Here is a 26,500-nt window from a genome sequence, read left to right as displayed (position 1 = left end):
GATACGGGTTTCATCTGCACTGGTCACTTGGTGCCTCCTGAGACGGTCCGCTTCTCGATCCGCTTCTCCTGTGGGCCTGTGTGCACGACCCGCGCGACGAACACTCCAGGTAGGTGCACGTGCTCGGGGTCGATGTCGCCCGGCTCGACGAGGTTCTCCACCTGCGCGATGGTGATCCGGCCGGCCATGGCAGCAAGCGGGTTGAAGTTCATCGCGGTCTTGTTGAAGACGAGATTTCCTTCGGTGTCGCCGTAGTCCGCGTGCACGAGCGCGAAGTCAGCGGTGATCGCCTCTTCCAATACATACGTGCGGCCACCGAACACTGCCGTCGCCTTCGGTGGCGACGCCACGGCGATCGAACCGTCCGGGTTGTATCGCCACGGCAATCCGCCGTCGGCGATCGGGGTGCCGACGCCGGCCGGAGTGTAGAACGCCGGGATGCCGGTACCGCCAGCTCGCAGCCGCTCGGCCAGCGTCCCCTGCGGCGTCAACTCCACTTCGAGCTCACCGGCGAGATACTGGCGCGCGAACTCCTTGTTCTCCCCCACGTACGACGCCGTCACCCTGGCGATCCGGTGCGCGCCGAGCAGAATGCCGAGACCGTAGTCGTCGACACCGCAGTTGTTGGAGAACACCTCGAGATCGGTGGCGTCGCCGTCGGCGATCGCCGCGATCAGTGCGTCGGGAATACCGCACAGCCCGAAGCCGCCCACTGCGAGCCTGGATCCGCTCGCGATGTCGGCAACTGCCTCAGCTGCCGTATTCACGACTTTGCTCATCCGTTAGTTCTCCTTCTGCTGAAAGATTCCGGCTCGGTGAAGAAGCTTCTCGGCGTGACGGAGAACGGGAGCGTCGACCATCTTGCCCTCGAACGCGAACACACCACGTTCAGTAGACACCGCGGCAAGCACTCGTGTGGCCCAGTCGATCTCTTTTTCCGAAGGTGCGAAGGCCCCACGGATGACCTCGACCTGACTCGGATGGATCGCAACCTTCACGTCGAAGCCGACTGCGACGGCATCAGCGGACTCGACGCCGAGGCCGACGAGGTCCTTGATGTCGAGGTACACGGAATCGACAGCCAACCGGCCGTAGCTCTTCGCGGCCAGGAGAGACGTCGATCGGACGTGCTTGGCAACGTCGCGGTACGAACCGTTCGGGTGCCTGCTCGAATTACCGCCGAGACCTGCCACAAGATCCTCGGCTCCCCACATGACACCGATGGCGTTCGCAGCAAGCGCGATGTCGGCCACGGCGAGGGCTCCTCGCGGGGACTCGACGAGCGCAACCACGTCCGCCGGTGCGAGCGAGAGGACGTCCTCGGCCGATTCGCACTTGGACAGCATGAGACGCGAATAGTGTGTGCCGTCCAGCGCGATCAGATCGAGTTCGTGATCAGGTGTACCGACCGGATTGACGCGCACGACCGTCCGCTCCGGATCGAGAGGCGTGTCGATCAGGGCTGCACGTGCGGCTTCCTTGTCGGCCGGAGCCACACCGTCTTCGAGATCGAGGATCACGACGTCGGCAACAGCCGCGGCCTTCGCATAGCGCTCGGGACGATCCGCCGGGCAGAACAACCACGCCGGCCCCGGCGGCGTCCACGTCATGAGGACACCTCTGCCGGACGCAGTTGCACCAGTGTCTTGCGCGTGGCCAGTGCGACGACGTCACCGTGCTGGTTACGCCCGGTGTGCACGAGCGTCACGATGCCTTCACCTGGACGGCTCTTCGATTCGCGCTTGTCCGCGATGAGCGTCTCGGCATACAAGGTGTCGCCGTGAAAGAGCGGCTTCGGGAAGCTGATCTCGGAGAAACCGAGGTTCGCCACGATGGTGCCCTGCGTCAACTGCGCGACGGACAAGCCGACGATGGTCGACAGGGTGAACATCGAATTGACCAGCCGCACACCGAATTGAGTGTCCTCGCTGTACGCGGCATCGAGATGCAACGCCTGCGTGTTCATGGTCAAAGTCGTGAACAGGACGTTGTCAGCCTCGGTCACCGTCCGGCCTGGGCGATGCTCGTAGATCGCGCCGACCTCGAACTCCTCGAACCAGAGCCCGCGCTGAGTGATCTTCTTGGGGTTCGTCACAGCCCTGCCTCACGAGCGATGAGCATCAACTGCACCTCGGTCGTTCCCTCACCGATTTCGAGGATCTTGCTGTCACGGTAGTGGCGCGCGACGGCGTACTCGTTCATGAAGCCGTATCCGCCGTGGATCTGCGTGGCGTCACGGGCGTTGTCCATGGCTGCTTCGGAAGAAATCAGCTTGGCGATGGACGCCTGCTTCTTGAACGGCTTGCCCGACAACATGAGTGCGGCCGCGTCGTAGTACGCGGTACGTGCGACGTGGGCACGAGCCTCCATACGCGCGATCTTGAACGCAATGGCCTGGTTGTGTCCGATGGGGCGACCGAACGCCTCGCGTTCCTTGGCATACTTGATCGACTCGTCGACGCAGCCCTGGGCGGCACCGACGCTCAACGCGGAAATAGCGATGCGGCCTTCGTCGAGGATGCGCAGGAAGTTCGCGTAGCCGCGGCCGCGCTCACCGAGCAGATTCTCTTCGGGGACACGAACATCGGCGAACGTGAGCGGATGGGTGTCGGATGCGTTCCAACCGACTTTGTTGTACGCCGGTTCGGCCGTGAAGCCGGGCGTCGTGGTCGGCACGAGGATCGTCGAGATCTCCTTCTTGCCGCCGTCCTTGACACCCGTGACCGCGGTGACCGTCACGAGCTTGGTGATGTCGGTGCCCGAGTTGGTGATGAACTGCTTGTTGCCGTTGATGATCCACTCACCGCTGTCGAACTTCGCGGTGGTCTTGGTGCCGCCGGCGTCGCTACCCGCACCGGGTTCGGTCAGGCCGAAGGCAGCCAACGACTTGCCGCTGGTGAGCTGCGGAAGCCACTCCTGCTTCTGTGCCTCGTTACCGAAACGGTAGATCGGCATGGCACCAAGGGACACACCAGCTTCGAGAGTGATCGCGACGCTCTGGTCGACCTTGCCCAGCTCTTCGAGCGCCAGGCAGAGTGCGAAGTAGTCGCCGCCCATTCCGCCGTACTCCTCGGGAAACGGCAGGCCGAACAGTCCCATGTCGGCCATCCCGGCCACTACCTCGTACGGGAAGGTGTGGTTGGCGTCGTGCTCGGCAGCAACCGGTGCCACTACGGTCTTCGCGAAATCCGCAACCGTCTTGGCGAGCTGCTGGTATTCGTCCGGAAGCGCTCCGGTGGCAAGGTAATCGGACATCAGGCGTCTTCCTTCTGCGTCGTGTTCTCGGTCTTTACTTCTGCAGTCTCTTCGTCCGCGACAGGTACCACGCGGGCCAGAACCTGATCCACCATCACCTGATCGCCCTGACGGACAAGCACTTCCACGATCCCGTCGATCGGGGACGTCAAGGAGTGCTCCATCTTCATGGCCTCGACCACGACGAGTGGTTGTCCCGCGCTCACTGCCGCGCCGTTCTCGACGTTGACTGCGATGACGGCACCGGGCATGGGGCTGGCGATTTCGGCGTCACCGGCATGCTTGTCCTCACCGCGAACGCTGACTTCGGCAACCTCGCGCACGTGCCAGGTTCCGCCGCCTGCCAGCCACAGACCACCATCGGTCTCGGCGACGACAAACGTGCGTCGACGTCCGTCGATCACCACCGCCAGTTCGGATCCCGTCAGGGTCGCGCTGAATGCGCGCGGCTGTGAACCTTCGACCTCGACCTTTGCAGCCGCGGGAACGCCGACGATCGCAACGTGCGCCGTTCGGGTGCCGGCGGAGAGCCTGATGCTGGTCGGAGCGGGAGTTCCGACGCGCCACCCACTCGGGACATCCCAGGGATCAAAGCGTTCCGAGGTTGTCCACCGCGAGAGCCAACGATACGCCGCGGCAGCAATGAGCACCTCGTCCGAGGCGTCGGCTGCGACAAAGTCTTCGACGCGACGATCGAGCAGACCGGTGTCGAGGTTGCCCGCGATCACATCCGGATCAGCGAGGAGGAACCGTGCGAATTCGATGTTGGTCACGACTCCGAGCACTGCGGTGTCACCGAGTGCGCGATCGAGCTTGCGCAGTGCGCCCGCGCGGTCGGGAGCGTGGGCGATGACCTTGCTGAGCATCGGGTCGTAGTCACTGCCGACGACGGTGCCCGCGAGCAGTCCGGAATCGACGCGCACGCCGGAACCTGACGGCTCGACCAGATCGACGACGCGGCCGCCGGTCGGCAGGAATCCACGGCCCGGATCCTCCGCGTACACACGAGCTTCGATGGCGTGCCCGGTCAGCGTGATGTCACTCTGGGAGAAGGCCAACTTCTCCCCTGCTGCCACACGGACCTGCCATTCGACCAGATCCAGTCCGGTCACCATTTCGGTAACGGGATGCTCGACCTGGAGGCGGGTGTTCATCTCCATGAAGAAGAACTCGTCCGGCTTGTCGGCGGAGACGATGAACTCCACGGTGCCGGCGCCGGTGTAATCGACGCTTCGAGCGGTGTTGCACGCTGCCGCGCCGATCCGGTCACGGGTCACCTGATCGAGCAGCGGCGAGGGAGCCTCTTCGATGACCTTCTGATGACGCCGCTGCAGGCTGCATTCGCGCTCACCGAGGTGAACGACGTTGCCGTGCTGGTCGGCGAGAACCTGGACCTCGATGTGCCGGGGCCGCAGGACGAATCGCTCGAGGAACAGGGTGTCGTCGCCGAACGACGACGCGGCCTCACGGCGGGCACTGCGAAGAGCCTCGGCCAGATTGGCCGGATCCTCGACCAGACGCATTCCCTTGCCGCCTCCGCCGGCCGAAGGCTTGACCAACACCGGGTAGCCGATGTCCTCGGCCGCTGCGATCAGTTCTTCGTCGGTCAGATTGGGGCGAGCGATACCCGGGACCACCGGCACGTCGAACGCGGCAACGGAGTTCTTCGCGGTGATCTTGTCACCCATCACCTCGATGGCGTGCTCGGAGGGGCCGAGGAAGGCGATTCCGGCAGCCGCACAGGCAGCCGAGAACGCCGAGTTCTCCGACAGGAAGCCGTAACCGGGGTGAATACCCTGAGCACCGGTGGACTTGGCAGCGTCGATGACCTTGTCGATGACGAGGTAGCTTTCACGCGCCGCGGCCGGTCCGATGTTGACGGCAGTGTCGGCCTCGCGGACGTGGCGAGCATTCGCGTCGGCGTCGCTGTAGACGGCGACGCTGCGAATTCCCAACTCACGCAACGTGCGGATCACGCGAACCGCGATCTCACCGCGGTTGGCCACGAGAACAGTATCGATAGTGCGCAACTCAGTCATTTCGCTCACATCCGGAAGACGCCGTAGGAGACCGGCTCGATCGGCGCGTTCGCGCACACCGAAAGGGCCAGGCCGAGAACAGTTCTGGTATCTGCGGGATCGATGACACCGTCATCCCACAGCCGCGCAGTGGAGTAGTACGGATTGCCCTGAGCCTCGTACTGCTCGCGGATCGGCGCCTTGAAGGATTCTTCGTCCTCGGCCGACCACGGATTACCCGCGCTGTCGAGCTGGTCACTACGAACCGTCGAGAGCACCGACGCGGCCTGCTCGCCGCCCATGACCGAGATGCGCGCGTTCGGCCACATCCACAGGAAGCGAGGTGAATACGCGCGTCCACACATGGAGTAGTTGCCGGCGCCGTACGAGCCGCCGATGACGACTGTCAGCTTGGGGACCCGTGCACACGCGACTGCCGTGACCATCTTGGCGCCATGCTTGGCGATGCCGCCGGCCTCGTAGTCGCGTCCTACCATGAAGCCTGCGATGTTCTGCAGGAACAGCAGCGGCACACTGCGCTTGTCGCACAGTTCGATGAAATGTGCTCCCTTCATGGCGGATTCGCCGAAGAGCACGCCGTTGTTGGCGATGATGCCGACCGGGTGGCCCTCAATGTGGGCGAAACCGGTGACGAGCGTCTTGCCGTATTCAGCCTTGAACTCCTGGAACGCGCCACCGTCAACGAGCTTGGTGATGACCTCGTGCACGTCGTACGGAGTACGGGGATCAGTCGGAACGACGTCGTACAGCTCGCTCTGATCGGCGACGGGCGGAACCGTGGAGATGACGTCCCACGGGCGCTCGGAGCGGGGGCCGAGCGTGGCAATGATGTTGCGCACGATCCGAAGTGCGTCGCGGTCATCCTCGGCCAAGTGATCGGTGACGCCGGAAACCTTGGAGTGCAGGTCGCCGCCGCCGAGCTCTTCGGCCGTCACGATCTCACCGGTGGCAGCCTTCACGAGCGGCGGTCCGCCGAGGAAGATGGTGCCCTGGTTGCGGACGATCACTGCTTCGTCGCTCATCGCGGGCACGTAGGCGCCTCCCGCGGTGCATGAACCGAGAACTGCGGCGATCTGGGGAATCCCCTTGGCGCTCATGGTCGCCTGGTTGTAGAAGATCCGGCCGAAGTGCTCACGGTCCGGGAAGACCTCGTCCTGGCGCGGCAGGAAGGCGCCGCCGGAGTCGACGAGGTAGATGCAGGGAAGGTTGTTCTGCAGCGCAACTTCCTGCGCGCGCAGGTGCTTCTTCACCGTCATCGGGTAGTAAGTGCCGCCCTTGACCGTCGCGTCGTTGGCAACGATGACGCACTCGCGACCCGACACACGGCCGATACCGGTGATGACGCCGGCGCCCGGGCACTCGTCGTCGTACAGGCCGTTGGCCGCCAGTGGGGACAGCTCGAGGAAGGGGCTGCCCTGGTCGAGCAGCGAGTCGACGCGATCTCGCGGCAGCAACTTCCCTCTGCTCACGTGACGCTCGCGAGAGCGCTCGTTGCCACCCAGCGCTGCTTGCGCCAGTTTCTTCTTCAGTTCGTCCACCAGAACGGTGTGATCGGACCGGTAGCCCGATCCTTGCGTGATTCCACTGGGAGTCATCCCGCCGCCTTCGCCATGAGTTAATGCTCGATAACTGAAACTAGATTAACTATGATTAACTGAGTTGTCCAGAACACAAGCGAAGAAAGATCGAGAGAATGACCTCTGAGCAGGTAGCAGCTCCGACGCGACGCGATCAGATGAAGGCCGACCGTCGACGTCAGCTCTTGGACGCCGCCGCACGGTTGATCGCCGAACGCGGATTCGTGAGTGTGCGACTCGAAGACCTCGGCGCGGCCGTCGGCATCAGCGGCCCGGCCGTGTACCGGCACTTTCCGAACAAGGACGCCGTCCTCGTGGAACTTCTCGTCGGCATCAGCACGCGCCTGCACGAAGGCGGCTCTGCGGCAGCGGAGGCAGCGGACTCACCGAGCGCTGCTCTCGACGCACTGGTGGAGTTCCACCTCGACTTCGCGCTCGGCGAGCCGGACCTGATCCGCATCCAGGACCGCGACCTCGAAAGCCTGCCGGCCGACGCGCGTCGACAGGTACGCCAGACGCAGCGCAAGTACGTCGAGGTCTGGGTCGGGGTGCTCGAGCAACTCGATCCCCAACTCGATCAGGCGGACGCACGAATCAAAGCGCATGCCACCTTCGGTCTGATCAACTCGACCCCTCACAGCGCCAACCCCGCTTCGCCGGCACGCGCGCGTCGAGTCCTGCGGGATATGACGCTCGCCGCACTGCGCACCCACTGAAACCGGACACGGCACAATCGGTGGCAGACTGGTTACACCAGCTAACAGATGAGGGTGCCGAACGTGGAAGACAGCAGTGGGGTCAGCAGGGCCGATTTCGCCGAACTGCGGACCGAGTTCTCCCGCTTCATGATGTTGTACCAATTCGGAATCTCCGAACTGATGACCAAGGTGAACATCCTCAAGGACGAGTTCACTCACATCAATCAGTACAGCCCCATCGAACACGTCACGTCACGGGTCAAGTCACCGGACAGCATCCTGCGAAAGGCTCAACGCCTGAACGTCCCGCTGACGATCGACGACATCTCGAAGAACATCTTCGACATCGCTGGAGTACGTATCACCTGCAGCTTCATTTCCGACACGTACCGAATCGCCGAGATGCTCACCAGCCAGACGGACCTTCGGGTGATCGAGCGCGAGGACTACATCGCCGATCCGAAACCCAACGGCTACAAGAGCTTGCACTTGATCGTCGAGGTCCCGGTTTTCATGAGTGACCGCGTCAGGCACGTACCGATCGAACTTCAGATCCGCACGATCGCGATGGATTTCTGGGCGAGCCTCGAACACAAGATCTACTACAAGTACAACCGCGAGGTTCCCGTCGAACTCCTCGACGAACTCACCGAGGCTGCAGCCGCGGCACACCGCCTGGACGTCAAGATGGAACGACTCAACGACGAGTTCGCCAAAATCAAAGCGCTACCGCATCCTGACGACGAAATCCTCGAGCAGGATCTGCCGGCGCAGTTCCTCGAGGCGCTGCATCTTCAGCGACGGGCGCTCTGAATTCGGTCCCCCTCCCCTGAGCGAACGCGCCTTTCGGCGCATCTGAGGCGACGAAAGTGCCGTTCGCTCACAACTGGGGTCGGACAACTAGGGCAAACAAAAAGAAGTGCGCCCTCCCGAACTTCGGGAGGGCGCACTTCTCGAATTGGGTCGGCTTGCTATTTCTTGCCCGTGACGGCGCTGTAGCCGATCGAGAGCACGGCCGCCGCGGCGATGCTGATGATCCAGCGGATCCAGTCGATTCCACCCGTGTCGCCCTTGTCCGAGATCGCTCCCCAGACCCAGTACCCGATAAGCGCTCCGGCGATACCCAGCACGACGGTCACGATCATGCCGTACTGCTGCTTACCTGGCAGTACGAGACGAGCCAGGATTCCGATGACTGCGCCGAAAATGATGGTTCCGATAATTTGCCCCATGACAGCCCCTCTCACACGTCGTGCATGCACGCGGACGGAAGATCACCGCTCAGGGAAACAATAACCACAGTCACACACAACTGTCGCTTGTTGACCGAATTGTTGTCCGAGATGCAACCTCGACGCGTTACATCCACGACATTCGCGAGTTATTTTTTCGCAATCAAGCGGACCTACCGTTCCCATCCATGCCAACTTCCGTAAAACTGCCGAACAGCGAGCTCGCGCGACTCGCCAACAAGCCGCCCTGGTACCGATCACTGTTCGTGCAATTGATCGCCGCTATCGTCATCGGTGTTCTCATCGGCTGGTTGTGGCCGGAATTCGGCGCGAACCTCAAGCCCCTCGCCGACGGGTTCATCAAGCTGATCAAAATGCTGATCGCGCCGATCATCTTCTGCACCGTTGTGATCGGGATCGCCCACGTCGGGGATCTGAAGGCCGTGGGGCGTATCGGCGTCAAAGCACTCATCTACTTCGAGGTCGTGACCACCTTCGCCCTGTTGTTCGGGCTGCTCATCGGAAATCTGATGAAGCCGGGTGCGGGATTCGACATCGATCCGGAGACGCTTGCGAACGGTGCGGACGCCGTGGCAGCCAAGACCGGAAGTGGCGAACTTCCCCACACCGTCGAATTCCTGCTCAATATCATTCCGGTGTCGATAGTTTCGGCCTTCGCCGAGAACGCACTCCTCCAAGTCCTCTTCTTCGCCGTACTGTTCGGGCTCGCATTGGCCAAGGCGGGTGAGAGTGGACCACCGATCGTCTTCGAACTCGTCGATCGTCTGAGCCATCTGTTCTTCACGATCATCGGCTGGATCATGAGACTGGCGCCGTTGGGCGCTTTGGGCGCGATGGCGTACATCGTCGGTCAGTACGGGATCGCTTCGCTCGGAAGTTACGGAAAGCTGATCGCCGCATGCTATCTCGCCGCCGTCCTGTTCATCCTCATCCTGGCCGCGATAGTCAGGTACTTCGCGGGCGTGAACCTGTGGAAATTCGTCAAGTACATCAAGGACGAACTCTTCCTCGCTTTGGGAACAGCGTCGACCGAAGTAGTTCTGCCCCGAATCATGGTCAAGCTCACCAACGCCGGATGCTCGCGCACTACAACAGGATTGGTGGTGCCTACCGGCTACTCGTTCAATCTCGACGGCGCGACGCTGTACCTGTCGATCTGCATGCTGTTTCTGGCGCAGGCACTCGGCGTGGACCTGACACTCGGTGAACAGATCACTGCCGTCCTGGTTCTGATGCTCACCTCAAAGGGAATGGCCGGCGTGCCGGGATCGTCATTCCTGGCACTGTCCGCCACCGTGGCCGCAATCGGTCACGGCGCAATTCCGGTTGCCGCAGTCGCACTCCTACTGGGCGCGGATCGAATCATGGACTCGATGCGGGTGTCGGTGAACCTGCTCGGGAACTGTGTCGCAACCTTCGTGGTCGCCAATTGGGAGGGGCAGCTCGACAAGGAGCGCATGCGCCGAGTGCTCGACGGAGAAGACGTTCCACCGCTCGAGGAAGTCGATCCGATCACGGGGAAAACCGTTCCGGCACCCGAAACCGAAGGCATCCTGACCCGATAGGTAGGGCCGGCTACCGATTGCACATCGGAAATCGGTGCTGAAAAGTCGCGGGGGCAGACTTCACTGGAAAATCCAGACCGACAGCTACAAAAGCAAATATTTGCAGATGGCGGCAACCTTGCCGTCAAGGGTCCGTTGAATCTACAAATATGGCACTTGCGCTGCACCGACTCCACTTCACTGAAAAGCAAATTGCTACATCTAGATATTGCCCGACGGTTGCCGCAGTGGCGATTCACAATTCAGCGAACGGGCAGCATTATATTTGCCGGAATTAGAAGGACTAAAGTCCGGTGTTCGACCGACGAATAGACTTGAGTGGGTAAAAATCAATCAGTTCCGAAAGCCTTATTCTGCATGCATTTATGCCGTGCCAGCTGCACTTATGCTGATAGTTTCCCGCAATAAGCTGTTGCGGGATTGATCATATGGCCCTCGGTTCAAATTGTCCGAATGGTCACCTATTGCTATCGTAACCTTTGCGAAGGACTGGACCCAATTGCCCAGCAAAGGAATACAGTGACCGCATCCATGCAGGATATTGAACACTTGTCCACTAATCGACTTTCGGTGGTTGTTCCGGTATTCAACGAAGAGAACGCGGTTTCCGGCTGCATCGAGCGTCTACTGACCGAGTCGGAAATCGATGAGATTCTGATTGTCGACAACAACTCGACCGACGGTACTGCATCGATCATCCAGGAGTTCGCCGAGAAGTACGACAAAGTCAGATATGTCTTCGAGGCCCGCCAAGGCGTCGTACACGCCCGGAACGCGGGCTTCGACGCCTCGACCGGCAACATCATCGGTCGTATCGACGCGGACACACGGGTACAACCGGGATGGGCAGATGCGGTCAAGGGTTTCTTCCAACGCAGCACCGCTCACTCAGCAGTTGCCGGACTCACCTACCTCTTCGAATCGCCGTTTGCTCGAATCCACCGCTACGCACTGGACAGGCAGGTGAAGCAGGGGAAGTTCGATTGCGAACGTCAAGTACTCGCTGTCGCCGGAGCGAACATGGCGATCAGAAAAAGCGCATGGTTGTCGGTCCGCGAGCAAGTCAGTGACCGGCCGGACATCCACGAAGATATCGACCTTTCACTGTGCCTTCGGGAGGGTGGAATGACGATCGGACAGATCGCGGACATGCGAGCGGAAACGTCCGGCCGACGCGGCGAAACCCCTCCGTTGGAGTACTTGAAGTACAACCAAGCATCCGAATCGGTTCTGCACCTTCACAACATCATGAATTGGCGCCTCAAACTGACCATCTGGGGCGACTCGATGCTCCACGCGCTCGTGTGGCCCGTCTACCGCATCTACAACTTCGAGCAGGAGCGCCTGGAGTTCAGGCGCTTGTTCGGCATGTCGAAAGGTCGAATCATGCCAGTTCACCAGTAACCCATCGAATTTCGCTAATCACCGAAGGTTCGCAGCCACCGAATTTCACGACAGTTTCAACGCCGTGACGCGGTCTTCACTGGAACGCAACAGCACCTTCTCCCCCGCCCACAGCTCCCGCGGCATCGCCCAGGGGGTGAACTCTTCGTCCCCGTCCTGGTCCACCCGAACCTCCCAACTACGTTGGCCTGTACGGACATCCGTTCCGTAGACGTTTCCCTCGTCGATAACGACATCGCCGTGCCAGACAACCTCCCCGGCGCGCTCGGCGTTCGATCGCCACAGGACCTCACCGGTGAAGAGGTCCACGAACTGGACCTCGGGTTCGGAACCGGAACGGGTCACGGCAACCACGTTGCCGATCACCGCCAACGACTGTGCGGTGTCGAAGAGTTCACTGTTGGACCACAATTTCTCGCCGGAAGTCCGGTCGAATCCGCTGTGTCCCAGAATGATCGGAGTCGATCTTCCCGCGGGATCATCTCGGCTGTATCGCCCGCCGTAGTACGAGGACTCCGAGGGCAGTTCGTCCGTCCTGGCGAACTCGCGCCCGTTCTGATCGAGCGCGTACTCACTTGTCGGACGGCCATTGCCTTCGCAACCGCCATCCGACACCAATGTCACGCCGTCCGACGATGTATGCGCGGTCGAACAGGTGGAGTAACCGTGTACCCACCGCTGTTCGCCCGTCTTCAGATCGAATCCCAGAGACTCGTCGAGAGCGATCACACCCAGATCGCCGTGCACCGACATCACCGGATCGACGTATCCGGCTTCCCACGATCCACCGACGTCGAACGCTTTGGACCAGTTCGCTTCCGGATCGTCGACGGTTCCGCTGTGCACGCGAACGTCGTTGCTCTCGATATCACCCTCGAGCGCGAGGACCGTGTCACCCGAGACAACCGCGATGATCGGTGCCCACGGTGTCTTGATGTCTCGCCGCTCTCCCGTCTCGATGTCGAACAGCGAGTACGAACCACCGGATACGTACGGCCCGGAGAAACACAGCACCGAACTGCCGAGCAGAGTCTCGGAGCAACCACCGATGTCGACCGCCGACGTGCGCCAACGAACTGTGCCATCTTCGGCGTCCAATCCGACCAATTCTGCGTCGTCCAACGAATACGCCTGACGATCCGGCATACCGATCATCGTGACCACGAGTGATCCGGCGTCGATGAATCCGCCCATGTCCATGTTGAATTCGGTGCCAACAAGTGGGCTCCGGAAGATCGCGAACTCGCGCCCGAGAATCTCGGAGGCCTCGACGCTCCATAGCGGCGACGAGATCGCTGTCGGTTCGGAACTCGTCGACGTGACCACCGTGGCGATGGCGGCAGTGACGGTGACTACGGCTGCGGCGGCCGCGATCCGAAGTCGCGATTTCGGGGAGAATCTGGTGGTCATCGAATCTCCAGGCCTTCGGTCGTCGCGAGAAACTCCAACTGCTCGAACGTCATCGGCACGTTCGGGATCGCAGCCGACGACGAAACCGAGACTTGGGTCCCATTCGGTCGGGTGACGACCACCGACCTGCTCGTTTCCTGCGTCGATTCTGCTTTCGAGCCGTCATTTGTCATGGGTACGGTCGAGTAATCCCGTTCGTCTCGCTCGATCACGGATCCATCCGGTCGCGTCACGAACTCCAAGGGGTGCCCGTCGTAGGAAGGGTCGTATTTGTTGGGCTCCGTAGGGAGTGGTTGTCCGCCGGTAATTGTCATGTTGAGCGTCGACTCGCTGTCTCCCGTCCGGGTGAGAAGTCTCTGACATGCAGTGGACTTGTCATTCTCCGCCACCGTCAGAGTGCCCGGTCCGGTATCAAGAATCGGAAAACCCGGAGATACAGCGCGCCATCTGATCTCGAGTACCGCGTTGAGACGTTCGATCGTCGCGCGATCGAGTTCAGCCACGTCGCTAGAGTCTCGAGGGATCCCGTGGCACCCGGGCGAAAGGGGTGCCGTACCCGGGGGAACTGGAGTAGTGATTCGCAGCTGTGGCATTTCGACAAGGGTTACAAGGTCGTCGAGAGTCAGTGGTACCACGCCGGAACTCTCGGCGTTCCGACCTCCGTCGTTGTTAGTGTCGTTGACATACGCCTGAATACGGGTCCCGTCGACTCCGTACAACATCGCCGACCGACCAAGGGTGCGTACACCATTGGTTTCGCTCCACGTATCCTGCAGATCCACTACCGACTGGTCAGCCAGCACCCGACGTTCGACGAGCGACCCCGCAACACACGATGGGATCGGATCAGAACTCGAGTGCAGCATCAGGCTGAGCGCGCCGATCTTCCCGTCCCGAATCAGCGTCCCGGACGCAGTGGTGGACGCCAACTCCTCGAGCGAGAAACCCTCGGGCAGCCCATCTGTGTTCGAAGGTGCAGAGATCGGCCCGAACTGCAGCGAATTACCCGGGCTGGCGAACTTCAGCTCGACATCTTTCGGGAGCGCCTGCTTGACCGCTTCCGACATCGCGGCGGCCTTGGCACTCGAGAACCACGGAAAGCGTGGATCGTCGTACGTATCAGATCCGTCGAGAATATAGGAGAAGAACGAATCCTCCTCCGGCGCTTCGACGCTTTCACAACCCGGAATCGTTGTCGGGTACACCGCGCTCGGCGTGACGTACGAGAATTCAGGCACGTCCTCCGCCGGAATCTCGTCCGGTGTAGACGTCATGGTGATCGAAGATGACGCAGCTACAGAGATGTCATCGGACGGCGAGCTGCTCCACCGATCTACCAGCCCGGCAACCACTGTCCCACCGGCGATCAGGGAGACGACCGTCAGCGCGAAGGTCCACTTCTCGGCCCGCTTCGAATCGGTTTGCTCCTTCGACACGTACCCTCGCAGTCACTGTCACGGCTCGCTCCCGATGCGCGTCGCCTCTGGAAGTCCTGTCGCGATCACAGCGATTTTTGTTACCAACCGGATGGTTTCCTATCGCGCGGGCTCCGTATGAACACAGAAGAACGGGGTGCCAGTTGCTGTGCAACCGGCACCCCGTTCTGACTGCCTGAGTGCTTACACCCTCACAGGCACCTGATTCGGGTCTGGATCGGAATCCGGATCCTGCTCGATCGGAATCCGTCGAATCGCTTCACCCTCGATGTCGACGTTCGGCAGGATCTTGTCGAGCCACGCCGGCAACTTCCATGCCGAATCACCGAGAATCGACATGACCGCAGGGATCACGATCATGCGGATGATGAAGGCGTCGAAGAAGACTGCAGCCGCGAGGCCGAAGCCCATCATCTTGCTTGTCGTCTCCGAGGACAGCATGAATGCGCCGAACACGGAGATCATGATGATGGCCGCCGACGCGACCACGCGAGCACCATGGGTGTAGCCGGAGATGATGGCGTCCTTGGCCGACAATCCGTGCACGTATTCCTCGCGCATTCGCGTCACGAGGAACACTTGATAGTCCATCGCCAACCCGAAGACCACACCGATCATGAAGATCGGCAGGAACGAGATGATGGGTTGTGTGTGCTCGATCAGCCCGAAGTCGCCCTCCTGGAAGATGGCCACCGTGGCGCCGAAGGTCGCACAGACGGAAAACAGGAATCCGAGAGTTGCGGTCAGCGGCACCAGGATCGAGCGGAAGACGACCATCATGATGATGAACGCCAGCCCCACAACCACGATGAGATACGGGATGAGCGCGGAACTGAGCTTCGACGACATGTCGGCTACGATCGCGGTTTGCCCCGCTACACCGAGTTCTGCGCCTTCCGATTTCACCGTCGATCCGTAATCCCGGATCTGATTCATCAGCTCGTGAGTTTCGGGGCCGCTCGGTGACATCTGCGGGGTGACCGCGATGAGCGCAGAGTTGGCGCCCGCCATCGGGTTTGCCGCGTCGGGTCCGTTTCCGACCCACATCAACTGATCCGGAGTTGCGACGTTGTCGAGGCCCTTGATGTGCGCGACAGTGCCTTCGGCAATCGCGGTGATATCGGTGCCGTCAGGCGCGTCGAGCACGACGAACAATTCGCCATTGACGCCTTCACCGAACCCACGTTGCAGCAGGGCAAGTGCCGGCCGCTCTTCGTCCTGAGTGAACGAGAGTCCGAGTTCGAGCTTCGTCATCGGAATAGCCGCGATCACCAGAAGCACCAGCGCAGCACCCGCGATCGGCCACGGGTACTTGGTGACTATCTTGGCCCAGCGATGTCCGTTGGATTCCATCGTCTCGGGCTCGTCACCGTGGCGAAGCCCGGGGATACGAGGCGAGAACGCGAATCTGCCGAAGATACCCAGGACAGCCGGGATCAACGTGATTGCGCCGAGGACGGCGATGATGACGGCAACCGCTGCAGAGATTCCCATCTGGGTGATCATCGGAACCCCGACCACCGCCAGGGCTGCCAGCGCGACCACAACCGTCAGGCCGGCGAAGACGACGGACGAACCGGCAGTACCCACTGCGCGCCCGGCAGCGGCTTCCCTCGTTCCGCCCAAATTGAGCTCACTGCGGTAACGCGAAACGATGAACAACGCGTAGTCGATCGAGACTGCGATGCCGATCATCGTGACGATTCCCGTGACGCCTTCGTTGATGTCGAAGAAGCCCGAACCGAGTGTGACCGTCAAAGTGGCCAGCGCAATTCCCAGAATTGCGGTGAACAGCGGAATAAAGGCCGCAATGAGCGCGCCGAACGCCACGATCATCACGATGAACGCCACCGCGAAGCCGAGCATCTCCGACAGACCACCTGCGGCCTGTACCTGCATCATCGAACCGGTGCCTTCGACTTGCAGGCCACCGGTGCGGAATTTTGCCATCAAGTCGAGGAACGCCGTCTTGTTGGCCTGTGTCTGATCCTCGATACGAATCGACTGATTGAGCTGGATCAGCCCGACCTTGCCGTTGTCGCCGAGAACGGCCGACGCCACCGCCGGATTTGCCTCCGCGAGGGTCACCGGATTGACGATCTTCTCGGGATCGACGATATCCGGCAACGTCTTCGCCTGCGCGATCAACTGGTCGATCTGATCGCTGTGTGCGGCAAGTCCGTCGTCTGCCGCGATGAGAATGCTGGTCGACGCCTGAGTTTGTTGCTCTGCTGCCGCTGCAAAGTTCTCGTTCATCAACTCGGTCGCACGTTGGGAATCAGTGCCCGGAAGATTGAATTCTTTGGAGAACGTCGGATTTGTGGCGCTGATTGCGCCCCCCACCACCGCGATCACGATAATCCACGCGGCCACCACAAGATACTTGTGGCGGAAAGCAAACTTCCCCAACCTGTAAAGATACGTAGCCAACGTAGGCCTCTCTCGCCGTGGACTGGTCTGTCCGAAGAACACGGAGTCTTTCGGTGCCAGGGACATACGGTACGGACCGATCGGCCTGTTGGCACCCGGTATATCTGCGAAAACGGCATATCCGACGCGCCTTCGTCCCGTTTTCAGACCGCTCGGTACCGTGGACACGACACGGGCAGGCGCCTCGCCAGAGCAGACGCCACGTAGTACGAAAGGCAATCCCATGAATCACGGCCAGGCCGTCGATCGCGATCTCCTCCTTGCCGGCCAACAGCGACTCGACGCGCTGGGCCCACGATTGACGGGCTCTCCTGCACACCACGAGGTGGTGGAAGAAGTCGCGAACGAACTGACCGAACTGGGCCTCGACGTCCGGCGTGATTCACACACTTTCGAACGCTGGGATCTGCCGGCGACACCTGACGGACTTCGCATCGAATTGCCGACGGGACCGATCAGAGTTTCGTCCGCATTCCCCTACTCCGGATTGACCGGGCCACAGGGAATCTCCGCTCCCCTGGTCTACGTCAGCGCGCGACGCCCCAAGTGGTCGGCGGCCAAGGGCGCGATCGCAGTGATCGAGGTCCCGCACATCGATCTCCCCCGCAAGCTACTCGTCAGCGAGTGGGGCCCGATCGCCACCGACGAGACACTTCGAAATCCGGTTCTCTCCGCAACACTTCTGGGCCCGAAGCTCGACAAGGCCCGCAAGGCCGGTGTCCTCGGCGTGATCGCGGTGTGGCGTGACATCGCTCCGGACAACGCACTGGGACAATATCTTCCGTTCACGCAGCCATATCACGACATCCCCGCCGTCTGGGTGGCCGGCGACGAGGGCAGGAAGGTTGTCGCTGCAGCTCGTTCGGGCCAGCGGGCCACTCTGGTTCTGGATGCAACTCTGCATCCGGACACCCGGACCGACACGGTGTGGGCGGTATCCCCGGGGACATCACCGGAAGAGACGATTCTGCTCATCACTCACAGCGACGGAACCAACGGCGTCGAGGAGAACGGGCATCTGGGAATGTTGGCCTTGGCGCGGCACGCCGTCGCGCAGCCGCATCGACGGTCGTACGTTTTTGTGCTGACGACCGGCCACCTTCGCATTCCAGCGGTGTCCAAGCACGGACAGGCAACGTCCACCTGGCTCGAAGCACACCCCGAGATGTGGAAGGGCGAAGACGGTCAGGCGCGCGCAGTAGCGGGGATCGCAATCGAACACCTCGGCGCACTGGGCGATACCGAGAACACCTCGATCGGCAGCTATTCGTTGGAGACCACTCCGGAACCGGAACTGCTCTACGCGACGAGTCGGGAAGTACACGACATCGTTGCACCGCTGTGGCGCGACATCGGGGCAGGCGATCGCCGAATCGTGGCGCCAGGACCGGTCATTCATTTCGGTGAGGGTGAACCGTTGTTCGAGCGGAAGATACCGGCGGTCGCCTTGGTGACGGCGCCGCAGTACCTGCTCGCTCTGCGTGACGCCGACACAGTCACGCACGTCGATCTCGACGCGATGGTCAAACAGGTCGAAAGTTTCCGCGATCTGCTCGACGCCTTCGACGCAACCGACACCGCGGCTTTCGGTCCGGTGGTCTCGCGCTCGGTGTTCGCGAAGTTCTCGGCGCTACTTCAGTTGATGCAGATTTTGTCGAAAGCCAAGAAATAGTGCTGTGCGCCTTTATTAACCGCGGGCGGTTAATAATGGCGCACAGCACTTGGGGTTACTTGTCGTGAATGATCACGCCACGGATGTTCTTGCCGTCACGTAGATCCTGGTAGCCCTTGTTGACGTCTTCGAGGCTGTAGGTGTTGGTGATCAGTTCGTCGAGCTTGAGCTGACCGGCATCGTAGAGACGCAGCAGTCGCACGATGTCGTACTGCGGATTCATGGACCCGAACAGCGTGCCCTTGATCGTCTTCTGATTCAGCGTCAGGTCAGTACCCGACACGTGAACGGTCAGCTTGGCGGGGTCGGCGAGTCCCGTGATCACCACGGTGCCACCCTTGCCGATCACTGCCGTCGCTGCACTGACCACGTCCTCGTCGACGGTGCCGACAAGGATGAGCGCCGCGTCGGCACCCTGTCCCCACGTCAGCTCGTTGACCTTGGCAGCGGCGCTCTCGGCGTCTGCAAAGGCATGCGTAGCACCGAACTTCAGTGCGGTCTCACGCTTGAGAGCAACCGGATCGACCACAACGACGTACTTGCAGCCGGCCGAAACCGCACCCTGAACGGCATTGATGCCGAGGCCACCAATGCCGTAGATCACCGCGGTGTCACCGGCGCGGAGGTTGCCTGCGTTGACGGCCGTTCCCCAACCCGACGGCACGCCGCAGCCGACGACCACTGCCGTCTCCAAGGGAAGCCAATCGTCGATCTTGACTACCGAGTGCTGAGAAATGGTGGCGCGCTCGGAGAACGTTCCCAACATGCACATTCCGCCGAAATCCATTCCGTTGCCGTGGAAACGGAAGGAACCGTCGGGCATCGAGCCTTCGAGGATGGTGGCACCCATGTCGCAGAGGTTCTGGCGACCGGTCGAGCAGTAGCGACAGGTGCCGCAGTTGGGGATGAAGCTACACACGACATGGTCGCCCGGCTTGACCTTCGTGACGCCTGGGCCGACCTCTTCGATGATGCCCGAGCCTTCGTGTCCGCCGACGATCGGGTAACGCGGCGGGAGATCACCGTCGGTCAGGTGCAGATCCGAATGGCACAGTCCGGCAGCGGTGTACTTGATCAGTACCTCACCCACACCCGGGCCGTCGAGGTCGAGTTCCATGATCTCGAAAGGCTTTCCGGGCTCGAGCAGTACAGCAGCTTTGGTCTTCACTGGTGATCTCCTTGATTGTCGGACGAGAATGAGCGATGGGGTCGGTCAGAGAGCGATGTTGACGGCCTTCGTCTGGGTGTAGAGATCGATAGCCGAAGCGCCGAGCTCGCGGCCCCAGCCGGACTGCTTGTATCCACCGAAGGGCATTGCAGTGTCGAAGCCGTTGTACTGGTTGATCCACACCGAGCCGGCCTTCAAGCGCTTCGCCGTGCGGTGAGCCTTGGAAATGTCCCGGGTCCAGATGCCGGCGGCCAAGCCGTAGATGGAATCGTTTGCGGCAGTGATCGGTCCGTCGTCCGCGTTGAACGGCAGCGCCGCCACGACGGGTCCGAAGATCTCCTCCTGAACGATGGAGAATTCGGGCTTGACGTCAACGAAGACGGTCGGCTCGACGAAGTAGCCCTGATCGCCCCAGCGGTTGCCGCCCGTCAGTGCACGTGCTCCGTCGGCGATTCCCTCACGCAGGTAGCCGGTCACCTTGTCGAACTGCTCCTGCGAGACCAGCGGTCCGAGCTGGGTGGTGGGATCGAGGCCGGGTCCGATCTTGACCTGGCTCGCTGCGTGCGCGACGGCCTCGGTGAACTTCTCGAAGATGGTGTCCTCGACGTACAGACGAGTACCCGCAACGCAGCACTGTCCGTGGTTGAACAGCCACGCGTTGAGCGAACCCTCCACCGCGGAATCGAAATCGGCGTCGGCGAACACGATATTGGGGCTCTTGCCACCGAGCTCGAGCGTAACCTTCTTCAGATTGCCCTTGGCGGCGTCGACGATCTTCTTACCCACCTCGGTGGAACCGGTGAACGCAACCTTGTCCACGTCGTCGTGGCCGGACAGAGCAGCACCTGCATCGCCGAAGCCGGGAACGATGTTGACGACGCCGGGCGGGAAGCCTGCTTCTTCGAAGACCTCCGCGAGAAGCAGTGCGGTGAGCGGGGTCTGCTCAGCGGGCTTGAGGATCACCGTGTTGCCGGCGGCGAGCGCGGGGGCGAGCTTCCACGACGACATCAGCAGCGGGAAGTTCCACGGCACGATCAGTCCACAGACGCCGATTGCCTCACGCAGGGTGTAGGCGTGGAACTCGCCGCCCGGAGAGAAGGGCATCGACACGTTGACAGTGCTGCCTTCGATCTTGGTGGCCCAACCCGCGTAGTAGCGGAAAACGTCTGCGGCCCAAGCCACGTCGACGGCAGTGGCGATGGCAACGGACTTGCCGTTGTCGAGAGCTTCGAGCTGACCGAATTCCTCGGCACGAGCACTGAGAATGTCGCCGACGCGCCAGATCATCCGCTCGCGCTCGTTTGCCTTCATACGTGACCAGGGGCCGTCCTCGAAAGCCGTTCGAGCGGCACGTACCGCGCGGTCGATGTCTTCGGCCTGACCGTGTGCCACGTCTGCGAGCTTCTGTCCGTCAGCCGGGTTGTACGTCGCGAAGGTCTGACCCGAAGCGGCGTCGACGAATTCGCCGCCGATGTAGAGCTTCTTCGGTCCGTTCAGGAAACCCTGTACCGCGGAACTGATGGTGTGTTCGGCTACTGCCGTCATCGGAAACTCCCCTGAAGTAGTGAGGTGCGAATGTGATGCACGCCATACTTCCGCGCTTCCGGGGGTGCTAACTGTCCGAACTTTGTACAACTGAAGTCGGACAGCAAACTACACAGTGATGTCGAGCGCCCGCATCCGTGTGTAGAGAGTGCTTCGGCTGATTCCGAGTTGCGCCGACGCGTGAACCTTGTTGCCGCCGCAGTCTTTCAACGCTCCGATGATCGCCTGGCGCTCGGCTTTCTCCCGCCCTGCCAACCGCGACACCTTGGTCGTGGTGCGATAGTCCTCGGGCAGATCAGCGACGTCGATGCGATTGCTCGAGCGTTCATCCGAGGCGCGATTCAACACGACGCGCAATTCGGCCAGGTTGCCCGGCCAGTTGGCCGCCGCGAGTGCTTCGGCAGCGCTGGCGGTCAACCTCAGTTCTGGCGAGATCCCCTCCAACATGACTTGTGCCAACTCGGCGATCTCAGCCTGTCGCTCGCGCAGTGGGGTGATGACAACCCGGGAGGCGCATCGTGAGAGCAGCGCGGCGATGGTCGGCGGAAGATCAACTGCCGCTCCGCTGGTCAGTACGATTTTCGGCCCCTCGGCGCTGGCGTCGATCAGGTCTGCGACCAGCGGCAACACCGAGTCAGGAAGGAGTTGTACCTGTTCGATCACGACCACGCCCGAACGCTTACGGGCTGCTCGCACGAGATCGGTGACCCACTGCTCACGGCCGTCGAACGCGATTCGCGTGGCATCGAGCCAACTCGCATCGACACTGCCGACGACATCCGATGCTGCCGAGGTTCGGCCGGATCCCGCTTCACCAGAGATCGCCACGGCGGCAGAGGTTGCCCGCGCCCGCATCAGGTCGCGCCGCAGTCGTTCGCCCGGAGACGGTGCCCGCTCGTGCGTTCTGCGGATCGGTGCCCGTTCCCGTTGGAGTGGTTCGACCAGGAAGAGCGCACCACCGTCAGCCCCGGAAATCCGGTCGGCTTGAACTCGCGCCAGCGCGCCGGACGCCAATTCGACTGTCACCAATCGTGATTGGTCCGGATTGAGGTCGGCGATCAAGGAACGGAGCGATACATGGTCTGCGGTGTCGAGCAGATCCAAAGCGGTTCGGTTGCTCAGCAGGATGTCGTCGCCGATGGCCGCGACGGCAATGTGGCGCTGATGTGAAACTCGCTGGAATGCGTCGACCAGCCGCTGCTCCGATGCTTTCGAGCCTTCGAGCAGCCGTTTCTCGATGTCCGCTGCAGCACGCGCAAGGAAGGGCGCGAACAGTGGGTTGGCCTGCGAGACAACGCCGGTCATGTCGAGAATGCCTTCGACACGACGTGTGACGGGATGCAGGATCGGCTGTCCGTAGCAGCTCAAACCCTTGAGGCTGTCGAGGAAATGCTCGTCACCGTGGATCACCACGCTTCGTCCGACCTCGAGGGGCGTACCGAGCGCGTTGGTGCCGGCGTGCTCTTCACCGAAGCGTGAACCGTTGACGACACCCAACCGCTCGATCGTTCGCTCGACGCGACTGTCGGAGTACACCGAAGCGACCACGCGGCATTCGCGATCAGCAAGCAGCACGCAGAAACCGGTGCCCGCGATCTGTTGCGAAACTTCGTCGAGCACGGGTGCGGCGGCCCGGAGCAGACGAGACTCACCGTCCTGCTCCTCGGTGTCCACGGCGATGGCCGACGACGGGTCGAGGCCACTGAGTCGAGAACGCTTCCAGGAGAGCGCGATCTCGGGGCGTACCGGCTCACGCTCCCCTGGGTTCGCGGACATACTCTCAGGCCTGACCGATCAATTCGATCGCCTGTTCTCGCATCGCGATCTTGCGGACCTTGCCCGTGACTGTCATCGGGAACTCGTCGACGACATGGACGTACCGCGGAATCTTGTAGTGCGCGAGCTTGCCGGTGCAGAACGCGCGGACCGAATCGGCGTCGAGATCGTCTGCACCTTCGCGCATCTGGACCCACACCATCAATTCCTCGCCGTACTTTGCGTCGGGTACACCGATGACCTGCGCATCGAGAATGTCGGGGTGGGTGTAGAGGAACTCCTCGATCTCACGCGGATAGACGTTCTCGCCACCGCGGATGACCATGTCCTTGATGCGTCCCGTGATGGCGACGTATCCGGCCTCGTCCATGACTCCGATGTCTCCGGTGTGCATCCACCGGGCAGCGTCGATCGCCTCGGCGGTCTTCTCCGGGTTCTCCCAGTATCCGAGCATGACCGAGTAACCACGCGTGCACAGTTCACCCGGCTCGCCACGGGGCACCGTCAATCCGGTTGCCGGATCGACGATCTTGATCTCGAGATGCGGCCCTACCCGTCCGACCGTTTCGGTGCGCTGCTCGATCGAATCGTCCGAGCGGGTCTGCAACGACACCGGCGAGGTCTCCGTCATGCCGTAGCAGATGGACACCTCCGACATGCCCATGCGATCGATGACCTGCTTCATCACCTCAACCGGGCAGGGCGAGCCCGCCATGATGCCGGTGCGAAGGGACGACAGATCGAAGCTGTCGAAGTCCGGCAACGCCAACTCCGCGATGAACATCGTCGGAACGCCGTAGAGGGACGTGCACTTTTCAGCCTGAACGGCTTCGAGCGAAGCACGCGGATCGAAAGCCGGACCCGGAATGACCATGGCAGCACCATGACTGGTGCACGCAAGGTTGCCCATCACCATGCCGAAGCAGTGGTAGAACGGCACCGGGATGCACACCCGATCGACCTCGCTGTAGTGGCACAACTCGCCGACGAAATAGCCGTTGTTGAGGATGTTGTGGTGACTGAGCGTCGCGCCCTTCGGGAAACCGGTAGTACCCGAGGTGTATTGGATGTTGATCGCGTCGTCGGCCGACAACGCGGCCTGGGCTGCGGCGAGCGGAGCCGGATCGCTTGCCTGCGCCGCCAAGCCGTCTGCAAGCACCGCGTCCCACTCGGGTGAACCGAGCAGGAGCACCGACGTCAGATCCGGGCACTGCGGCCGCACCGTCTCGATCATCGACGCGTAGTCCGAGGTCTTGAAGCTGGCCGCAGACACCAGCGTCGAGATCCCGGCCTGCTCGAGTACGTACTGCAACTCGTGCGAGCGGTACGCCGGATTGATGTTGACCAGGATCGCGCCGACCTTTGCCGTCGCGTATTGCGTGAACGTCCATTCCGGACAGTTGGGAGCCCAGATTCCTACCCGATCGCCCTTCCCCACACCACGGGAAAGTAGTCCGGCAGCGAGCCCGTTCACCTGCTCGGCGAACTCCCGGTACGTCCATCGTCGACCGCTGGCGTGGTCGATCAACGCATCGCGGTCGCCGTGTGCGGCAACCGTGCGATCGAGGTTGTCTCCGATGGTGTCGCCCAGCATCGGACCGTCCCATACTCCGGACGTATAGCTGGGCAGCGGCGTACTCATGTGTTCTGTCCTCTCCGGTTACCTGTTCAGGCACCTATGAGAGGGGCCGCCGCAGCGGACCCTCTCATCTACGAATTTACTCGATTCGGTGTGATGCACGACATACTTCCCGGTGCGGGGTGGCCGTAACTGTTCAGAGTCCGGACACCCCACCCGCCTGCTGTGCGCCTTTATTAACCGCCGGCGGTTAATAAAGGCGCACAGTGGTTACAGCGCGTGATCCTTGGTCTCGACGAGTGCCCAGGTGCAGATCAGGCTCAACACACCCAGGATCGCCAGCATGACTCCGATGGCCATGCTCCCGTAGGCCGAGGCCAGCGGTGCGGCGATCAGCGGCGGCACTGCCCCACCGAGCACTCCGGCGAGGTTGTAGCCGAGGCCGGCACCGGTGTAGCGGTAGCGGGTCTGGAACATTTCCGGAAGCAGCGCACCGCAGGGGCCGTAGGCGATTCCGAAGATCATGAGCGTGCCGAACATTCCGATGATGAACGCGATCGGCGATCCCGTGTCGAGGAGCGGGAACAGCACCAGCGCCCAGACGACGGCCAGACCACACGAGATCATGATGACCTTGCGGCGCCCGATGCGGTCCGAGTACAGAGCGGAAACGACGATCGCCGCACCGAAGACAACCGCGGAAGCGATACCGACAGACAGGACGAACGGACGGGAGAAGCCGAGGGTCTTTGTTCCGTAGCTCGTCAGGAAAGCCGTGCCCATGTAGAAGAACGCGAACAGGCAAGCCAGGGCGCCTGCCGAGAGCAGGATCTCCTTGGTCTGGAACCGCCAAGCATCCAGGAACGGAAGGGTGCGCGGTGCTTCGTTCTTCTGCTCCGCGACGCGCTCTGCCTGCTCCGCCTTGAAGACGGGAGTCTCCTCGATAGCGAGTCGCATGTAGAGGCCGATGCCGACCAACACGATGGAGAACAGGAACGGGATACGCCAGCCGTAATCGAGGAAAGCCTGGTTGGTGTCGCCGAGAACTGCGCCGGTGATGAGGAAGGTACTGCTCGAGAGAACGAAGGCGATTGCAGGGCCGAGCTGCGGGAACATCGCATACAGACCACGTTTGCCCGGTGGAGCGTATTCCGCGGTGAGCAAGGTTGCGCCTGCCCACTCACCACCGACCGCGAAACCTTGGCCGAATCGCAAGAGCACCAAGATGATCGGGGCCGCGACACCGATGGTTGCAGCACCCGGCAGCAAGCCGATCAGGAGCGTCGAGATACCCATGAGCAGGAGCGTCGAGATCAGCGTCTTCTTGCGACCGATGCGATCACCGAAGTGTCCGAACAACATTGCGCCGACGGGCCGGGCGATGAATGCGACTGCGAAAGTCGCAAACGATGCGACAGTTCCCGCAGTGGCACCGAGCGCGGGGAAGAACACCGTCGGAAAGACAAGTGCCGCAGCGGTTCCGTAGATGAAGAAGTCGTAGAACTCGATAGTCGTGCCGATACAACTCGCGATTGCGACGCGCCGCACACTGGTGGTGTTCTGCGGGGGCTGCGTCGCACCTGCGGCACTCGCACCCCCGGCGCCGGCGGCACTGGTGCCGCCTGTGGGAGAGACTGTGGTCACTCGATTCCTCCGTGGTCCCGTGGTGTCGCCCTGTGGGCATCACCGTCGA

General features: G+C 61.7%; 20 protein-coding genes. 5 read left to right on the top strand and 15 right to left on the bottom strand.

Annotated elements, in window-relative coordinates:
• Window positions 1-23: 23 nt before the first annotated feature.
• Genes QM609_RS19980 through QM609_RS19955 form a run of 6 tightly spaced genes read right to left on the bottom strand, consistent with a single transcriptional unit; the run spans window position 24 to window position 6,889 of the window.
• On the bottom strand, window positions 24-779 hold the full coding sequence (locus QM609_RS19980) for a CoA transferase subunit A (protein WP_050656083.1): 756 nt from the start codon (window positions 777-779) through the stop codon (window positions 24-26).
• A 3-nt stretch (window positions 780-782) separates the two neighbouring features.
• A complete protein-coding gene (locus tag QM609_RS19975; protein ID WP_003942031.1) occupies window positions 783-1,610 on the bottom strand; it encodes an HpcH/HpaI aldolase/citrate lyase family protein in 828 nt (275 codons plus the stop codon).
• Window positions 1,607-2,095: a MaoC family dehydratase gene (locus QM609_RS19970; protein ID WP_003942078.1), complete on the bottom strand. Its 489-nt coding sequence runs from the start codon at window positions 2,093-2,095 to the stop codon at window positions 1,607-1,609. The genes QM609_RS19975 and QM609_RS19970 overlap by 4 nt, the downstream gene beginning before the upstream one ends.
• Window positions 2,092-3,255, bottom strand: coding sequence for an acyl-CoA dehydrogenase family protein (locus QM609_RS19965; protein ID WP_007730190.1), 1,164 nt, complete (start codon window positions 3,253-3,255; stop codon window positions 2,092-2,094). Before QM609_RS19965 ends, QM609_RS19970 begins: the two co-directional genes overlap by 4 nt.
• Window positions 3,255-5,294, bottom strand: coding sequence for an acetyl-CoA carboxylase biotin carboxylase subunit (locus QM609_RS19960; RefSeq protein ID WP_050656086.1), 2,040 nt, complete (start codon window positions 5,292-5,294; stop codon window positions 3,255-3,257). Before QM609_RS19960 ends, QM609_RS19965 begins: the two co-directional genes overlap by 1 nt.
• A gap of 5 nt (window positions 5,295-5,299) precedes the next feature.
• Complete coding sequence (locus tag QM609_RS19955; protein ID WP_042453308.1) at window positions 5,300-6,889, bottom strand: carboxyl transferase domain-containing protein; 1,590 nt, start codon at window positions 6,887-6,889, stop codon at window positions 5,300-5,302.
• A 98-nt stretch (window positions 6,890-6,987) separates the two neighbouring features.
• Here QM609_RS19955 and QM609_RS19950 point away from each other — a divergent pair, with 98 nt between their 5' ends.
• Together QM609_RS19950 and QM609_RS19945 are read left to right on the top strand one after the other, a co-directional pair.
• Window positions 6,988-7,587 carry an SACE_7040 family transcriptional regulator gene (locus tag QM609_RS19950; RefSeq protein WP_003941968.1) on the top strand — a complete coding sequence of 200 codons (600 nt, stop codon included), beginning with the start codon at window positions 6,988-6,990 and terminating at the stop codon, window positions 7,585-7,587.
• A gap of 48 nt (window positions 7,588-7,635) precedes the next feature.
• The gene (locus QM609_RS19945; RefSeq protein ID WP_024487832.1) at window positions 7,636-8,382 is read left to right on the top strand and encodes a GTP pyrophosphokinase; all 747 of its coding nucleotides are present in this window, start codon (window positions 7,636-7,638) and stop codon (window positions 8,380-8,382) included.
• Between the two features lie 158 nt (window positions 8,383-8,540).
• Here the strand turns inward: QM609_RS19945 and QM609_RS19940 are convergent, their stop codons facing one another.
• Entirely contained in the window at window positions 8,541-8,801 is a 261-nt protein-coding gene (locus QM609_RS19940; protein WP_003942027.1) for a GlsB/YeaQ/YmgE family stress response membrane protein, read from the bottom strand.
• 188 nt (window positions 8,802-8,989) lie between these two features.
• On the opposite strand from QM609_RS19940, the gene dctA reads away from it, so the two are divergent.
• Together dctA and QM609_RS19930 are read left to right on the top strand one after the other, a co-directional pair.
• On the top strand, window positions 8,990-10,387 hold the full coding sequence (gene dctA, locus QM609_RS19935) for a C4-dicarboxylate transporter DctA (RefSeq protein ID WP_037129867.1): 1,398 nt from the start codon (window positions 8,990-8,992) through the stop codon (window positions 10,385-10,387).
• 549 nt (window positions 10,388-10,936) lie between these two features.
• Complete coding sequence (locus tag QM609_RS19930) at window positions 10,937-11,791, top strand: glycosyltransferase family 2 protein (protein WP_233405670.1); 855 nt, start codon at window positions 10,937-10,939, stop codon at window positions 11,789-11,791.
• A gap of 45 nt (window positions 11,792-11,836) precedes the next feature.
• Here the strand turns inward: QM609_RS19930 and QM609_RS19925 are convergent, their stop codons facing one another.
• The 3 genes from QM609_RS19925 to QM609_RS19915 all read right to left on the bottom strand — a co-directional run bounded on the left by QM609_RS19925 (window position 11,837) and on the right by QM609_RS19915 (window position 17,067).
• Window positions 11,837-13,201 carry an outer membrane protein assembly factor BamB family protein gene (locus QM609_RS19925; protein ID WP_050656081.1) on the bottom strand — a complete coding sequence of 455 codons (1,365 nt, stop codon included), beginning with the start codon at window positions 13,199-13,201 and terminating at the stop codon, window positions 11,837-11,839.
• Entirely contained in the window at window positions 13,198-14,637 is a 1,440-nt protein-coding gene (locus tag QM609_RS19920) for a hypothetical protein (RefSeq protein WP_050656080.1), read from the bottom strand. Before QM609_RS19920 ends, QM609_RS19925 begins: the two co-directional genes overlap by 4 nt.
• Before the next feature lie 183 nt (window positions 14,638-14,820).
• The gene (locus QM609_RS19915; protein ID WP_047268953.1) at window positions 14,821-17,067 is read right to left on the bottom strand and encodes an MMPL family transporter; all 2,247 of its coding nucleotides are present in this window, start codon (window positions 17,065-17,067) and stop codon (window positions 14,821-14,823) included.
• A gap of 223 nt (window positions 17,068-17,290) precedes the next feature.
• On the opposite strand from QM609_RS19915, the gene QM609_RS19910 reads away from it, so the two are divergent.
• Window positions 17,291-18,739: a zinc-binding metallopeptidase family protein gene (locus tag QM609_RS19910; RefSeq protein WP_050656079.1), complete on the top strand. Its 1,449-nt coding sequence runs from the start codon at window positions 17,291-17,293 to the stop codon at window positions 18,737-18,739.
• A gap of 55 nt (window positions 18,740-18,794) precedes the next feature.
• On the opposite strand, the gene QM609_RS19905 is transcribed toward QM609_RS19910, so the two are convergent.
• From QM609_RS19905 to QM609_RS19885, 5 genes are all read right to left on the bottom strand, one after another.
• Window positions 18,795-19,907, bottom strand: a complete 1,113-nt coding sequence (locus tag QM609_RS19905; protein WP_003942086.1) for an NDMA-dependent alcohol dehydrogenase — start codon at window positions 19,905-19,907, stop codon at window positions 18,795-18,797.
• A 45-nt stretch (window positions 19,908-19,952) separates the two neighbouring features.
• The gene (locus tag QM609_RS19900; RefSeq protein ID WP_019744236.1) at window positions 19,953-21,452 is read right to left on the bottom strand and encodes an aldehyde dehydrogenase family protein; all 1,500 of its coding nucleotides are present in this window, start codon (window positions 21,450-21,452) and stop codon (window positions 19,953-19,955) included.
• A 108-nt stretch (window positions 21,453-21,560) separates the two neighbouring features.
• Window positions 21,561-23,228, bottom strand: a complete 1,668-nt coding sequence (locus tag QM609_RS19895; protein ID WP_003942072.1) for a sigma-54-dependent Fis family transcriptional regulator — start codon at window positions 23,226-23,228, stop codon at window positions 21,561-21,563.
• A gap of 4 nt (window positions 23,229-23,232) precedes the next feature.
• Entirely contained in the window at window positions 23,233-24,870 is a 1,638-nt protein-coding gene (locus QM609_RS19890) for an AMP-binding protein (protein WP_039973143.1), read from the bottom strand.
• Window positions 24,871-25,077: 207 nt separating this feature from the next.
• Window positions 25,078-26,355, bottom strand: a complete 1,278-nt coding sequence (locus tag QM609_RS19885) for an MFS transporter (RefSeq protein ID WP_085998903.1) — start codon at window positions 26,353-26,355, stop codon at window positions 25,078-25,080.
• Window positions 26,356-26,500: the final 145 nt, after the last annotated feature.

The organism is Rhodococcus sp. IEGM 1302, assembly GCF_030056935.1.
In the GTDB taxonomy this organism is placed as follows: Bacteria; Actinomycetota; Actinomycetes; order Mycobacteriales; family Mycobacteriaceae; genus Rhodococcus_F; species Rhodococcus_F qingshengii.
This window is presented reverse-complemented; position numbering and strand designations above follow the sequence as displayed.